Source organism: Vibrio sp. sp1 (assembly GCF_016920955.1).
GTDB classification, from domain to species: domain Bacteria; phylum Pseudomonadota; class Gammaproteobacteria; order Enterobacterales; family Vibrionaceae; genus Vibrio; species Vibrio alginolyticus.
On sequence record NZ_CP060589.1, the window covers coordinates 1,405,623 to 1,419,965 of the forward strand.

Below are 14,343 nucleotides of genomic sequence, written 5' to 3' on the forward strand. Positions count from 1 at the left end.
TATCGGCTAGATAGGCTCAACAAAGTAATAAATAGCAAAGAAATGGCACACGCAGCCAGCCAAAACAAAGCCGTGCCAAATCGCATGGTTAAAGGGAATGCGCTTCGCAACGTAGAAAATCACGCCCAGTGAATACACAACTCCACCAGCAGCAAGCAGTGTAAGTCCGCCGACATCCAAGTTGATCGCCAACTGATAAATCACAATCAACGATAACCATCCCATCACCAAATACGTCATCAAAGAAAGCTTTTTAAATCGATAGACGAACGCAACTTTCATGATGATGCCGATCAACGCAATGCTCCAAATAACGATCATCAACCCAAATGCTAGAGGTGTTCTTAAGCTGACTAACAAGAAAGGGGTATAGCTGCCTGCTATCAAAAGATAAATAGCACAGTGGTCGAAGGTTTTTAGCCAACGTTTCGCTTTGGGATGAGGGATCGCATGATAGAGCGTCGAGGCCAAAAATAGCACGATAATACTCGCACCATAAATCGCCATACTGGTAAGCGTTAAAGTGTCAGCTTGATGGTCTATGGCTTTAACTAACAGCAGTATCAAGCCAACAATACCAAAAATCATCCCTATACCGTGGGTGATGGTATTGGCCAGTTCTTCACGTTGACTGTATTGAGGTTTCTGCAGCTCGGACATCAATGCGCCTATACTAGAGTTTGAAATTTGCTCTAGTATGGCACATTAGGCTTACACGTGTAAGCTTAAATTAAGACTCATGAACGGCAGTAGTTTGATCGAGATAATTGAGTACCAGTTCGCCAACTTGATCTGGCTTAGTCGTGGCAGGAATGGTCAGCTCTCGCTTGAGTTTGCCACTACCCAGTAAGCTCGCGAGCATGCCACCTTGCCCCTTGCGTGTGCGGTCAACTTCAAACCATAACTTGAGCTCTTGCTCACTGCGGTGGGCAACAAATTCTAATTCGCGCCACACGCCGTGGTAAGGTCCGTCGGTTGGCACCAGCTCAAACTCTTGCACAAATGGTAGATCGAATCCTTTCACTTCCTCGCATTCCACCTGGCGAATTCGTAAACCTTGCGCTTCAAATGCAGATAGTACCGCATCCATCAGTGGATCAGGTCGAACGGTGAGGATGTCTTTATCAGTCGGATCCAAAGCAGCAGCAACGTCTAAGCCGGTTTCTAACCATACTTTGGCATCACCAATGGTGACAGGCGTGTTCCAAGGCACATCGAGCTTAACATCGAAGGTACGCTCTTCGCCGGAATGGATGGTAAATGCGTAAGGGAGACTCCACTTAGCAAGCACATGAGTTTGAGGTACTCGGCGCATGCTGTGTCCTTCTCGCGCACCACGGTCATCAGGGGCTTCTGCGATGTAGCGGCAACAGAGTTTTAAATCAATGTTGTCGATCGCTTGTTCAGTCGCACCACCATATACATGGATCGACACATCCACACTTTGACCTGGGTATAGCACGTCTTGGTTTAAGATTGAGTCGACCTTCGCGCTCCCAATCCCAAAACTGGCAAGTGTCTTCTTCAAAAATGACATAGGCACCTCCTTCATCGAGATCTCATACTACTACTGCTGATCGTGGGATCAAACAAAAATTGCCTCGAACATCGCGACAAAATGACAAAATCTAAACAATTCAATTGCTCAACTATCGACCAATTATTACAAGGATGCTAATCTTACACTTGATATGCATGCATATCGGTATTCCTGACTCATTAACTGGATTGGCGAGAGCCAGAAGAGTGATTCTTCAATCTTGTTGGAGCCTAGCTCATAATGATTCAGGCCATTACATCGGCAATGGATATGCCTGACAGTTAGGTAAATTAATGCGCCCAACAACAGTCAGGTTCGCACACACTAATACTAGTGCAATGCGCCGCCGCAGTGGCTTTACTACTGCACCAAAGGCAAAGCAAGTTGCGCCAGCAATGACATTGGTTGAGAAGATAGCAATGATGTCGAGTGTTCCGGCCAAAGTTATCAAAGCAGCTTAATCAAAAGCGCGGCGCTAGCTGCGCTTTTTTTTTTGCACGCGACTCATAAAGCTTCAAAGACTTAGAACAAACTACAGTGAAAGAGATAGTTTTTCCTATTTGGTCTTCGCAAAGCAATTTGGTACCTTTACTGCTAATTACACCTATAAATTCTGTGGAGAAAGAAATGAAGTGTCATCGCATTGAAGAGCTGCTTGAGCTACTAGAGCCTGAATGGCATAAAGATCAAGAGCTGAACCTCTTGCAGTTCATCGTTAAGCTGGCAAAAGAAGCAGGCTACAAAGGAAAGCTAGAAGATCTGACCGACGATGTACTGATCTACCACCTTAAAATGCGTAATAGCAGCAAAGATGAAATGATCCCTGGACTCAAAAAAGACCAAGAGGACGATTTTAAAACGGCGATCCTACGCGCTCGTGGCATCATCAAATAACCAGCTCAACAGCCAGTATTCTTTAAGCGACTCTCTCTGTGAGTCGCTTTTTTATAACCAAAGTTTTTAGTCCCACAATTGGTTATAACTGTTCAGCCAATTATCAGGTTAACTGTACTGATTTTTGTTGTTAAACATTGACTGCGTTAAAGAAACGGAATTGTTATTGATTGTATAATCGCCGTTCATCAGTATTTACTAAAATAATTATGTTCGGTCATCTTTATGACGGAACGAGCAGCAATGTCATCGAGCGACATCAATAGAAATGACGCCGTACATTATAAAAGCCTAAGAAGGATGAGTGCATGAGTCAGGACAAGATCGATATCAAAGATGTGACTCCTAAAACCTATAATCCCAAAACCCATAAAGGAAACGGGGATCGGTTTAACCCAAGTAATCGCATCTATGTACGCGAAAGCAAAGGGACTTACCAGAAACTACGTCGTTACGGTGGTTGGTTCTTACTACTTCTCTTCGCTTTGATACCGTGGATTCCTTACGGTGAACGTCAAGCGATCTTACTTGATATTGGCAACCAGCAGTTCAACTTTTTCGGTACCACCCTGTACCCACAAGATCTTACCCTACTCGCCTTGCTGTTTGTGATCGCGGCGTTTGGGTTGTTCTTTATTACCACCTTCTTAGGTCGGGTTTGGTGTGGCTATCTCTGCCCACAAACCGTCTGGACCTTCATGTATATCTGGTTTGAAGAGAAGCTCGAAGGTAGTGCCAATAAACGCCGTAAACAAGACTCCAATAAGCTGACGGCGAATTTAGCGATGCGTAAAACCGTCAAACATATAGCTTGGTTTGCCATTGCACTCGCCACTGGTTTTACTTTTGTTGGCTACTTCGTACCAATGAAGCAATTGGTTATCGACTTTTTCACCTTTAACGCCAACTTCTGGCCCGTCTTTTGGGTAATGTTCTTTGCCATTTGTACTTATGGTAATGCTGGTTGGATGCGTTCCATCATGTGTATTCACATGTGTCCTTACGCGCGCTTCCAGTCTGCCATGTTTGATAAAGACACCTTCATCGTTGGCTACGATGCAAAACGTGGGGAAAAACGTGGCCCACGTCCGCGTAAAGCCGATCCAAAGCAACTTGGTTTGGGTGATTGTATTGATTGTGATTTGTGTGTGCAGGTGTGCCCAACAGGTATCGATATTCGTGACGGCTTGCAGTATGAATGTATCAACTGTGGCGCCTGTATTGATGCGTGTGATAACACCATGGATCGCATGGGCTACGAGAAAGGCCTAATTAGTTATACCACCGAGCATCGCTTATCGGGTAAGAGTACCAAAGTCATGCGTCCGAAGCTGCTAGGCTATGGTGCCGTACTACTCGTCATGGTCGGTCTTTTCTTTGCCCAAATTGCAGCGGTAGACCCAGCCGGCATGAGTGTTATTCGCGACCGTAACCAACTGTTCCGCGTTAATGGCTCGGGAGAAGTAGAAAACACCTACACCCTCAAGGTGATCAACAAAACTCAGCAAGTGCAAGAGTACTCGTTGGATGTTGAAGGGCTATCCGATGTAAGCTGGTATGGTAAGCAGACAATTCAGGTCCAGCCAGGTGAGGTATTGAACCTGCCAATGAGTCTTGGTGCCGATCCTGACAAGCTAAACTCTGCGATTACGACAATTCAGTTTATACTCACCGATAAGAGCAACGAATTCACTATTGAAGTAGAAAGCCGTTTTATTAAAAAACTATAGCGCTACTTCAGTGACTAACGGAAAAAGGCTCAGTAATGAGCCTTTTTGTTTATATGTCCCAAAGTATGTTTAACTTTGACGCCCTTACCCCAGACTTTATGTGGTACGCGTTAGAAAGCATCGGCGTTCGCGCAGAATCAGGCTTTCTTCCCCTCAATAGCTACGAAAACCGTGTTTATCAATTCACTGACGAAGAGCGTCGTCGTTATGTCGTCAAGTTTTACCGTCCTGAACGTTGGAGCAATGAACAGATCCAAGAGGAACACGACTTTACTTTAGAACTGATTGGCAATGAGATCCCCGTCGCACCACCTGTGCGCATCAACGGTGAAACCCTGCATCACTATCAAGGCTATGCTTTTGCGCTGTTTGATAGCGTGGGTGGTCGCCAATACGAGGTTGACAATTTAGATCAGCTCGAAGGTGTAGGGCGTTTCCTTGGCCGAATCCATAAAGTCGGCAGCCGCCAAGCCTTCCAACATCGTCCTACTATTGGCTTACAAGAATACCTGTATCAACCAAGAGAGATTCTGCAAAACGCCAATATGATTCCAATGCACTTGGAGAACAGCTTCTTCAATGACTTGGATATGCTGATCAAATCAATTGAAAGCCACTGGCAAGAAGGCTTCAATATCATTCGTTTGCATGGCGATTGCCACCCAGGCAATATTTTGTGGCGAGATGGCCCTATGTTTGTTGATTTGGATGACGCTCGTGACGGCCCTGCAGTACAAGACTTATGGATGCTATTGAACGGTGAACGCCAAGACAAACTGATGCAGTTGGATATTGTTTTAGAGGCTTACCAAGAGTTTTGCGACTTTAATCCTGCAGAATTGAAACTAATCGAGCCACTTCGCGGTCTACGAATGGTGCACTATATGGCATGGCTAGCAAAACGTTGGCATGACCCTGCATTTCCTCTCGCTTTTCCATGGTTTAATGAGCCAAAATACTGGGAAGGTCAGGTCCTTGCATTTAAAGAGCAGATCGCCGCTTTAGAAGAAGCACCGCTGTCTTTAATGCCTCAATGGTAAGTCAGGCCAAAAATTCAAAAATGGAGATATTTCGATGAAAAAACTGTTCGCACTGTTTTCTATGCTGATATTAAGCCTGTCGGCACATGCAGCGCAATTCAAAGAAGGTGAACATTACAAAGTATTGGATCTTGAGGCATCAAAAAAACCTCTTGTGACGGAGTTTTTCTCTTTCTACTGCCCGCACTGTAATAGCTTTGAACCAGTTATCCAGCAACTGAAAAAGCAGTTGCCAGAAGGTACTAAGCTATTAAAAAACCACGTTTCTTTCATGGGTGGCAACATGGGCCCATCAATGAGCAAAGCCTACGCGACCATGGTTGCACTAAAAGTGGAAGACAAAATGGTGCCAGTGATGTTTAACCGCATCCACAATCTAAAGAAAGCACCACGTAATGATGAAGAACTTCGTCAAATCTTCCTTGATGAAGGTGTAGATGCGAAAAAATTCGATTCTGCATTCAAAGGCTTCGCGGTTGATTCAATGGTTCGCCGTATGGACAAGCAATTTGAAAACAGCGGTCTAACCGGCGTTCCTGCGGTTATCGTTAACAACAAATACCTAGTTCAAGCACAAAGCATCAAAACGATGGATGAGTACTTCTCTCTGGTGAACTACTTGCTGACACTAAAATAAGCACATCGATATCAATCAAAAGGGGAACACGTCGCTCCCCTTTTGTTTATTTGTAAATCTCTTGTAGCAACCGATCTTTTTCTTGCCACACATCCCCCAACCATTGCTGAAATTGTCGCTTATAGGGCTTATCGTTGAAGTAATCACCAAGCACTCTTTCATCAACGGGTAACACATTTACACGCACAACCACCTTGCTCATGCGGCCCATCAATAAATCCTTGAACGGTTTATGCGTATTTTCTGGGTACGCCAACGTAACGTCGATAATGCTCTCGAACTGCTCCCCCATCGCCGCTAACGTGTACGCAATCCCGCCCGACTTTGGTTGCAGCAAATATTGATAGTTTGCTTTACTCTTACGCTGCTTTTCTTCGGTAAATCGGGTTCCTTCGACATAGTTAACCACTGTGGTTGGAGTGTGTTTGAATTTAGCGCACGAGCGACGTGTCGTCTCTAAATCTTTACCTCGCTTATGAGGGTTGCGGATCAGATACTCTCGCGAATAGCGACGCATAAATGGCATATCGAGCGCCCAACACGCCATCCCGATGAAAGGCACATACAGCAGTTGTTGCTTGAGGAAAAACTTCGGCATGGGAATACGGTCTTTAAACACGCAGCAAAGCACAACAATATCTGTCCAACTGAGATGGTTACTGATCAGCAGATACCACCCGTCTTTTTTAAGCGCTTCACCGCCCTGAACATCCCACTCAACACGGTTAGATACCGCCAGAATGCACGCATTAACGGTAGCCCATAACCACATCACCTTATTGGCACAAACGGTCGCTAGTGCTTTTAGCTTTACGCCAGGAAGCAATATTTTAAATACAGCGATAACACAAATTGCGAGTGAACAAACCGCAGAATTGAGAATCACAAAAGAAGCGTTAAAAAAAAATAACAAATATGCCAACATGATAGTCAAACAACAGTGATAATGTGTGAAGAATAAAACAGCGTGTAATTATACTGCGCCTTTGCCACATTGGAACATGCGTGGAAATGGTCAGATTTGTTACCGCAACCAATATGTGCACCATTCATTCGACAACAAGGAGATAACGAATGAAACCAAGGCTACTTCTCTTGCCTTTGGCCTTTGTCGTCAGTTCTGCTCAGGCTCAACTCGCTGAAACCGCGGGTTTTGGCGGTGAAATTTCGCTGAATGCCGGATTCATATCATCAGAATCCAATTTCAATACAGAAAATAGTAACACCATCGATTCTCTCGATAAGCGTGCCGATAGTGACAGTTCCGTTATCGCTGCACCGCTAGGGAGTGTGACATACACCTTTGGTAGCCGACTCAACCACCAAGTTTACGCCGGTACCACACGCTCAGATGTCGCCGTAGGTACACTCGCTTTTCAGTTGGGCTATCAACACGAGCTACAATCTGGCACCGTGCTCGATGTTTCCTATCTGCCGACGGTACTCAAAGGCGAAACTTGGCGCAACCCTTATCAAGTAGGAACCGCACGTAAAGAGACGGATGTTGACGGCAATGCGTATCGCTTTCAGATCAAAGGGTTAATTGATAAGAACTTCAACCTTGATCTTGCTTATGCTGATAAAGACATCGAGCAGGAGGAAGTGACAGACCACTCACTTGCTCGCGATGCTAACCTTTACTATGTCAAAGGCGACTATCGCATTCCACTCAACCAAACGTCTATGTTGCAACCCGCTTTCACCTACATCAATCAAGATGCCGACGGTAAAGCGGAGTCATTTGATTCGTACGGATTGGACATTAGCTGGTTTAAATTTATCAACCGCCATCGATTGGCCCTTACCGCGGGTTATGCATGGAGAGACTATCAAGCCGCTAGCCAAACTTTTGCTAAAACACGAAATGACGACACCATTAGCCTATTTGCGGCCTACGAATATCAAAACGTATTTGACTGGCAAGACTGGTCGTTCATTTCTTTAGCCGGCTATAGCCAAACTGACTCGAATATCACGTTTTATGAGGAGAAAGAGTACCTATTGTCGCTTGGTCTCAACTACACCTTCTAACGTCCTTCATCGCAACAAGGCGCTCACAACACTTGTTGCGATGACATTTTGCATGTCTCTATACCGCTTGCGCCGTAAGCTGTTTCAGCAAACGGTCCATCGCTCGATACCCAAGTGCTTCAGCCAAGTGCGTTCGTTCAATTTGCTCCGCCCCATCCAGATCGGCGATTGTTCGCGCCACTTTGATAATACGATGATACGCACGAATCGAGAGTCCTAAACGATGCAAAGCGGTCTCAAGAAACTCAGCATCACTCTTATGCAAGGGACAAAACGCCTCAATTTCTCGACTACCTAGCAGTGCATTGACCTTACCACTGCGGTTTAGCATATTGTTACGCGCATGGCTCACACGCGCTTTTACGATAGCAGTCGGCTCACCGCGATCACCTCCTTCTGCTAATGTCCCTTTGGGCAAAGCTGGGATTTCTAAAGACATATCAAAGCGATCTAACAGTGGTCCAGATAATCGACCAAGGTAGCGCAAAATAGCTTGTGGATTGGTGCGCGCTTGATTGCCTTCGTAATATCCTGTCGGGCTTGGGTTCAATGCTCCAACTAATTGGAAACGAGCCGGAAAGCGTGTTTTACCTTGCGCTCGAGAGATAATGATCTCGCCAGATTCGAGCGGTTCGCGTAACGAGTCCAGAACTTTACGATCAAATTCGGGCATTTCATCGAGAAACAATAACCCGTTGTGGGCTAAAGAGATCTCCCCTGGTCTGGGTACCGAACCACCGCCGACTAATGCCGCCATTGAACTTGAATGATGCGGAGAACGAAACGGACGCGACTTCCAGTTATGCTCATTAATTTCACTCTGAGTCAACGATGCCACCGAAGCGGTTTCCATTGCTTCTTCGTCACTCATTTCCGGTAATAAGTCACACAAACGCGAAGCCAACATCGTTTTTCCAGTACCTGGCGGGCCAAGGAAAAGTAAGTTGTGGTTTCCAGCGGCAGCAATCTCCAGTGCTCGCTTACCTTGTTGTTGGCCAATAATATCTTGTAAGTCTCGACCATGTTTTTCGATCGTTTTTCGCTTAGGCGTTTGAAAAAGATTCAGTCGATGTTGACCACAAAGCTCGGCACATACTTCCAGTAATGATTGGGCCGATTTATGTTGTTCCTTCCCCACCAGCGCCGCCTGATCGCCATTCACATGTGGGACGACCAAATGACGTTGAATCTTACTGGCTTCCAGCGCAGCAGGCAGCACACCTTTTACAGGTCTCAGACCACCAGATAGTGCTAACTCACCCACAAATTCGTAGTTTTTGAGCTTATCTGTCGCGATTTGCTCCGAAGCGGCCAAAATTCCCAATGCAATAGGAAGATCAAAACGTCCTCCCTCCTTGGGTAGATCTGCCGGAGCCAAGTTCACGGTGATCCGCTTAGCAGGAAATTGAAAGTTAGAATTAATGATCGCACTGCGTACGCGATCTTTGGACTCTTTTACCGTTGTCTCTGGCAAGCCTACTAAGGTAATAGTCGGTAGCATTTACCTTTCTGCTTCACAACAAATAGTAATTGACCTACTCAACTCTATTTCTATAATGCCGGAAGCAGTCCAAGTTAACTAAAAGGTACTGCTATCATGAACACCATACGACCTCTCGTATCGCTACGCTCTCCAACCGCATACTCCTACATCCGTTTTTCCAGTGCAATCCAAGCACAAGGCGACAGCCTCAGAAGACAAACCAAGTTAGCCCAAGAGTATTGTCAGAAGCACTCTTTAACGCTCTCAGAACAATCTTTTACTGACCTTGGCGTATCTGCATTCAACTCAGCAAACACCAACGAAGACAATGGATTAGGGCAATTCCTTAAAGCCTTGGAACAAGGTGTCATCCCTAGTGGTTCGTTCTTGCTGGTGGAGTCATTAGACCGCCTTAGTCGCGCAAAAGTACAAACAGCACTACGCCAACTACTAAACATCATCGAATACGGAATCACAGTAGTAACTCTCATCGACAACCGTACTTACAGCAGCGAATCAGAAACTACAGACCTAATCATATCCCTCGCTGTAATGGAGCGTGCTCACAACGAATCTAAGACTAAATCAGAACGTATCAAAGCTGCTTGGGCAAACAAACGAGCAAACCCAACTACCACCAATAGGACTAGCCTTGCTCCTTTCTGGTTAAAGCTCAATAAGGACAAGCGCACATACACAGTCATTGAGAAAAATGCTGAAACAGTCCGTCGAATCTTCCAAATGTCGATTAATGGTCACGGGATTATCGGTATTGCAAGAAAACTCAACGAAGAAAAGATCCCCTCACCAAAAGGTGGCTCTTGGTCTAACACTTCAATCTGCCGTATTCTTAACTCTAAAGCTGTCATTGGAGAATACACACCGAACATTGGCAGAACTTCTACTAATACGCCCATCAGTGATTACTACCCATCAATAATTGATGAGAGTACATTCTATCTTTCTCAGAGCCGTAAAGCTGAACGTTCGAAACCAAAGTCAGCAGGAAGAAAGACAACCTTTCCCAACGTATTCAATCAAGTTGCAAAGTGTGGTGTGTGTGGGGCTACGATGTACTACGACAACAAAAGTCCTACCCTCAAATACTTAACTTGTCGTGAGTTCAAGAAGAAGAACTGCACAAATAGACCTATCCGCATTGAGTTCATGCACAAGTTCATCATTGAGCAGTATCTATTACCTAAAAACTTCCAACACCACATCAATATGACCACGGAAACTAGTAAACAGGGAGATTCAATTTCATCTATTGAGGAAAAAATCAAAGAAGAAGAACAAGCCCTAAACCAGTTAATGAAGATTGCGAAAAACCTTACCAGTCACATTGCCATTCAGCATATGGAAAACCGAGACAGGAAGATCATGCAATTAAAAGAAGAACTAGAAGAAACCAAAGCGCAACAAGCAGAAGTTACTTTAACTCCAAGAATCGGATTTAAGCAGGCACAGCAGCTTGTAGCTAACGCACTTCAAATGGAAGTTAACGACAAGAAACCTAATTGTACCGACCCAGAACTAATCCGCGAATACCGAGTAACTTTGAATAGGAGCCTTAAGGATGTATTCAACTTTCTGAGAATCCATAATTTGAAATCAGCCTCTGAGATAACAGTTGAATGCAACCAATTAACATATGCAATAGATAGAAAGAGCTTGAAACTTATCCACGAAAACTTATACTGGAAATCAAAAGTGTGATACAAATCACATTCCAATCAAGTTGGTAAAGTTTTTTTGACATCTCCTAAAACGCGCTGTATGCGATTTTAAGGGCTATAGTTTAATTTTTAATAGTTGGATTTAGGTTAGTGCATTTGTAACGTCTAATTGCGCTGTACACGTTATTTAATTATTTAATTTTTGGTATTGCAATGCCAAATCAAATCCGTATCATACGCGCCTCGTAAACTAGTTGACCTAAAGAACAACTCAAATTATTTTAGTTTCCGAGCGCTGTAGTAATAATGCTACACCAGCATATTCTCTGCGTTCCTCAGAACAATTAATTCTAATACGACACTCGGGATAGTCTACTATTTCAAGTGTACTAAGCATCAAGCTAGCCCCTTGATGTTTTAAGGTTAGTTACACGAATTAGCCCTTCGAGTAACAATGGATAACCAGTCGGATGAGTAGAAGCATTTCGACTTAAAATAAGCTAAGCCTGCCGTTCCCAAGTTCGGCGGGCTTTTTGCGTCCAAAAAAAACTTGACAAAGAACCCATACTTATGGCAAGCTATTAAGTATGAGCACTGCTATTCATATTTTTTGACGTGTATTTGGGCTAAATACATGGGGCTACTAAATGATATGAAGAACAAAACGCTTTGCTCTTAACAGGTGAGTGGCTCTCGCCTGACATTCACTTCTACCTAGACAAAAAGTCTAGAAACAAATTTGGGAGGGCTATTATGCCTTATTTAAACAGTGGTTCTGTGACTACCCTAAAGTCACAAACAATCCTATTGCCTGCTCACTATGGGTACACACCTAAGTTTTTGACCGACCAAGAAGAAGCAATTCTTCAAACCAAGGTCTCAAACCCTGCTTTCAAGACTATGATCTCTGCCATCCACAATCAGGCAGGTATCCAATCTGACAAGTTGTCCGAATTGACTGGTGTAACTAACATCGCTCAATATCGCGTACGCCTGAACAAGCAATTACAGAAATACGGGCTTGAAGCCAAATGTTTCAAAGTACCGGGTCTCCCGCGTAGCGCAGACTTTTTCCACTGGTACTTTGTCGAGTATATGCCTCTTTCGAATCAACAACCCGCTCAAAAGTTGGAGTTCGACCAGAAGCCTGCTAACGAAGATACGTTGCAGTAACACTCACCCCCTTTTAGTTCAAGCCCTATAAGATTAAGCACTACAACTAGCCATTGTGGTGCTTCCTTTCATCTTTACGGTTTAGCCTTAATGTTGTTCCATTTGCCTAGACGACTCTTACACTTCACATAACCCTTGTTGTCAGACTTTAATACTCGTCTCGTCATGATGTTACGTACAGCTTTAGTCCTTTGGTTCTGCTCATAATTTGGGTGATCTTCTAACTGAACCCACTCAGCACTTAGAGCAATATCTAGCTCAGCCAAAACATCTACGTTCTCATGTAAATCAAGCACTAATCGTAGCTGTTCAATAGCCGCTACCGCTTGTTTATTAGTTAACATTCATTACTCCCTGTAATTTCTTAAACGCTTCCTGCGTTTGTATATTTAGAATAGATAGAGCTATTTCAAAGCCCTATCCGAATTGTTTTCACCCCTTGTTCCCCAATGTAGATGTGCAGCAGCAAAACATCTTCCATTGTCGCATTTGTGCCTAGCTACACGCTGCTCACCTATTTGAATTGTCTCTTTGTTGACAGCCAAACATACCCAGCGATAAAGGGGCATACGCACCCCTTCATGACTCCACATTGGACGGTTTTCACCATTCCAGTGATTACAACCTGTGTACTCGCACTCATGGACTTCTGTACCATGAGCGTTGATAAAAGCGGCAACTGCATCGATGCCATCTTGAGGAGTGAGCACCGTCTCAGCCGACGAGCCGAGCAGCCGACCAGTTTCCAACCCACTGATTCCTTCATCTAAAGCATTAGAACGGTCGGTCATAATCTTCACCCCCATGCTCTCGGATAAGATTCGCCACATCTGGCGCACTCATTTCAGGACGGATACCGACCTCATATCCCCTTGGTGTAATCATCCAATCAGAGCCTCGACCTTGAGGTAACTTCCATTCTTTCTGAACTTCGGTGTAACCGTGACCCACCATTATTCGCATCTGTTCAGCCTTGCCGATTCTTTTACCTTCCCAGACAATCGAACGCTTAACCACAAGGCATTCACCAACATCGAAGCCTGTCTTGAACCAGTCCTCATTGTTACTAACGCTGCCTTTTTGAAGTAATAACTTCTCAGGCGTATCTGGTGCTGTGAATCGATCCCAGCCACTCAAATCTACTTTCTGTAATAACCACAGCAATTTGCTTTCAACCTTGCTGTCAGTTTCAATCCAATCCCTAACCCTCTGAACTAAATGACCTTGCTCACTGTTATCTGGATGGTCGCCATTCTGCCTAGGGTTGTTCCATTCAACATTGATACACATCCATCGCCTATCCCCTGCCTCAACCCAAATTGGCTGTGACCTGTTGCTGGTGGCAAGAATAGAAACATGATTATCAATCTTCTTGGCATCTTTACCCTTAGCTTCAACCCAGAAATTTGGTTCTGTTATCATCTGTTTTAGGTGATTGGCAAACCCAAAACCGTCATAGTAGACCTCATCAAAAACACACAATGTCTTACCTTCTAAGCCACTTTTGAACCGTCCAGTTACGAAGTTAACTGGGTCTTCTGGTTTCAATGTGTAGATGCCCAAAAGCTTATCCATAGCCAGTTGAAGCGTCCCTTTACCAGTGCCTTTGCTCTCGCCATACAGCAACATTGCAAACAAACTACGCTGCCTTGGAAATAGAACAGCATTAGCTACCCACCTCTCAATAAGCTCCCGTTTACTCTCACTGCCACCAGCTAGAAACAACAAGTATTCATCCCACATTGTCATTTCTTCTGGCAATGGCTCGATTGGTGCAAAAGCCACAGGTTGCCAGTAGTTCAGATAGTTGTAAGCGTTCTTGTTATGTATCAACCCTCTCTCTGGTTCAAAACAAAGATCATGTACAGACAAAAAGCCATCTTCTGTATTAGCTTTTTCTATCATTGTTTTTAAGACTGCATCGACTGGACGACACTCTTTACCAACAACAACAGACCAACCTGTACTTTCTACCCAGTGGTTTAAATCTGAACGCTGATAAGGTTTGTAATTGTCCTCTACATCCAGAAAACCACGATGTTCACGAGAATAGACATACTTACTCTGAAGCGCTTTGATTAGAGCCTTCTCAGGGGCATCATCTAACTTCAAAATAGTATTCCTAAGTAGCGATTG

Annotated in this window: 14 protein-coding genes and 1 pseudogene; 8 read left to right on the forward strand and 7 right to left on the reverse strand. The window is 44.4% G+C overall.

What is annotated here, in order from left to right:
* Positions 1–6: 6 nt before the first annotated feature.
* The gene (locus tag H9L11_RS06640) at positions 7–660 is read right to left on the reverse strand and encodes a hemolysin III family protein (protein ID WP_025768918.1); all 654 of its coding nucleotides are present in this window, start codon (positions 658–660) and stop codon (positions 7–9) included.
* Positions 661–730: 70 nt separating this feature from the next.
* A complete protein-coding gene (locus H9L11_RS06645; RefSeq protein ID WP_005379045.1) occupies positions 731–1,537 on the reverse strand; it encodes a sporulation protein in 807 nt (268 codons plus the stop codon).
* A 296-nt stretch (positions 1,538–1,833) separates the two neighbouring features.
* Here H9L11_RS06645 and H9L11_RS06650 point away from each other — a divergent pair, with 296 nt between their 5' ends.
* From H9L11_RS06650 to H9L11_RS06670, 5 genes are all read left to right on the forward strand, one after another.
* Positions 1,834–2,001 carry a hypothetical protein gene (locus tag H9L11_RS06650; protein ID WP_205391058.1) on the forward strand — a complete coding sequence of 56 codons (168 nt, stop codon included), beginning with the start codon at positions 1,834–1,836 and terminating at the stop codon, positions 1,999–2,001.
* A gap of 166 nt (positions 2,002–2,167) precedes the next feature.
* The gene (locus tag H9L11_RS06655) at positions 2,168–2,434 is read left to right on the forward strand and encodes a DUF1040 family protein (protein ID WP_005379040.1); all 267 of its coding nucleotides are present in this window, start codon (positions 2,168–2,170) and stop codon (positions 2,432–2,434) included.
* Positions 2,435–2,742: 308 nt separating this feature from the next.
* Complete coding sequence (gene ccoG / locus H9L11_RS06660; protein WP_017821570.1) at positions 2,743–4,164, forward strand: cytochrome c oxidase accessory protein CcoG; 1,422 nt, start codon at positions 2,743–2,745, stop codon at positions 4,162–4,164.
* A 53-nt stretch (positions 4,165–4,217) separates the two neighbouring features.
* A complete protein-coding gene (locus H9L11_RS06665) occupies positions 4,218–5,204 on the forward strand; it encodes a serine/threonine protein kinase (protein WP_205391059.1) in 987 nt (328 codons plus the stop codon).
* Between the two features lie 34 nt (positions 5,205–5,238).
* On the forward strand, positions 5,239–5,841 hold the full coding sequence (locus tag H9L11_RS06670) for a thiol:disulfide interchange protein DsbA/DsbL (protein WP_033906582.1): 603 nt from the start codon (positions 5,239–5,241) through the stop codon (positions 5,839–5,841).
* A 46-nt stretch (positions 5,842–5,887) separates the two neighbouring features.
* On the opposite strand, the gene H9L11_RS06675 is transcribed toward H9L11_RS06670, so the two are convergent.
* Entirely contained in the window at positions 5,888–6,766 is an 879-nt protein-coding gene (locus H9L11_RS06675; protein WP_033906583.1) for an acyltransferase, read from the reverse strand.
* Between the two features lie 149 nt (positions 6,767–6,915).
* Here H9L11_RS06675 and H9L11_RS06680 point away from each other — a divergent pair, with 149 nt between their 5' ends.
* Positions 6,916–7,872, forward strand: coding sequence for a DUF2860 domain-containing protein (locus tag H9L11_RS06680; protein ID WP_172563441.1), 957 nt, complete (start codon positions 6,916–6,918; stop codon positions 7,870–7,872).
* A gap of 58 nt (positions 7,873–7,930) precedes the next feature.
* On the opposite strand, the pseudogene H9L11_RS06685 reads toward H9L11_RS06680, so the two are convergent.
* Positions 7,931–9,358: pseudogene (locus tag H9L11_RS06685) on the reverse strand (YifB family Mg chelatase-like AAA ATPase); the annotation flags it as partial.
* 111 nt (positions 9,359–9,469) lie between these two features.
* On the opposite strand from H9L11_RS06685, the gene H9L11_RS06690 reads away from it, so the two are divergent.
* Positions 9,470–11,074: a recombinase family protein gene (locus H9L11_RS06690; protein ID WP_205391060.1), complete on the forward strand. Its 1,605-nt coding sequence runs from the start codon at positions 9,470–9,472 to the stop codon at positions 11,072–11,074.
* A gap of 713 nt (positions 11,075–11,787) precedes the next feature.
* A complete protein-coding gene (locus H9L11_RS06695) occupies positions 11,788–12,207 on the forward strand; it encodes a hypothetical protein (protein ID WP_025555715.1) in 420 nt (139 codons plus the stop codon).
* Positions 12,208–12,281: 74 nt separating this feature from the next.
* Here H9L11_RS06695 and H9L11_RS06700 read toward each other — a convergent pair whose 3' ends face one another.
* From H9L11_RS06700 to H9L11_RS06710, 3 genes are read right to left on the reverse strand one after another with little or no spacing between them, the layout of a single operon-like run.
* Entirely contained in the window at positions 12,282–12,551 is a 270-nt protein-coding gene (locus H9L11_RS06700; protein ID WP_205391061.1) for a hypothetical protein, read from the reverse strand.
* Positions 12,552–12,611: 60 nt separating this feature from the next.
* A complete protein-coding gene (locus tag H9L11_RS06705; RefSeq protein ID WP_139047276.1) occupies positions 12,612–12,998 on the reverse strand; it encodes a hypothetical protein in 387 nt (128 codons plus the stop codon).
* Positions 12,982–14,319: a primase-helicase family protein gene (locus H9L11_RS06710; RefSeq protein ID WP_205391062.1), complete on the reverse strand. Its 1,338-nt coding sequence runs from the start codon at positions 14,317–14,319 to the stop codon at positions 12,982–12,984. The genes H9L11_RS06705 and H9L11_RS06710 overlap by 17 nt, the downstream gene beginning before the upstream one ends.
* Positions 14,320–14,343: the final 24 nt, after the last annotated feature.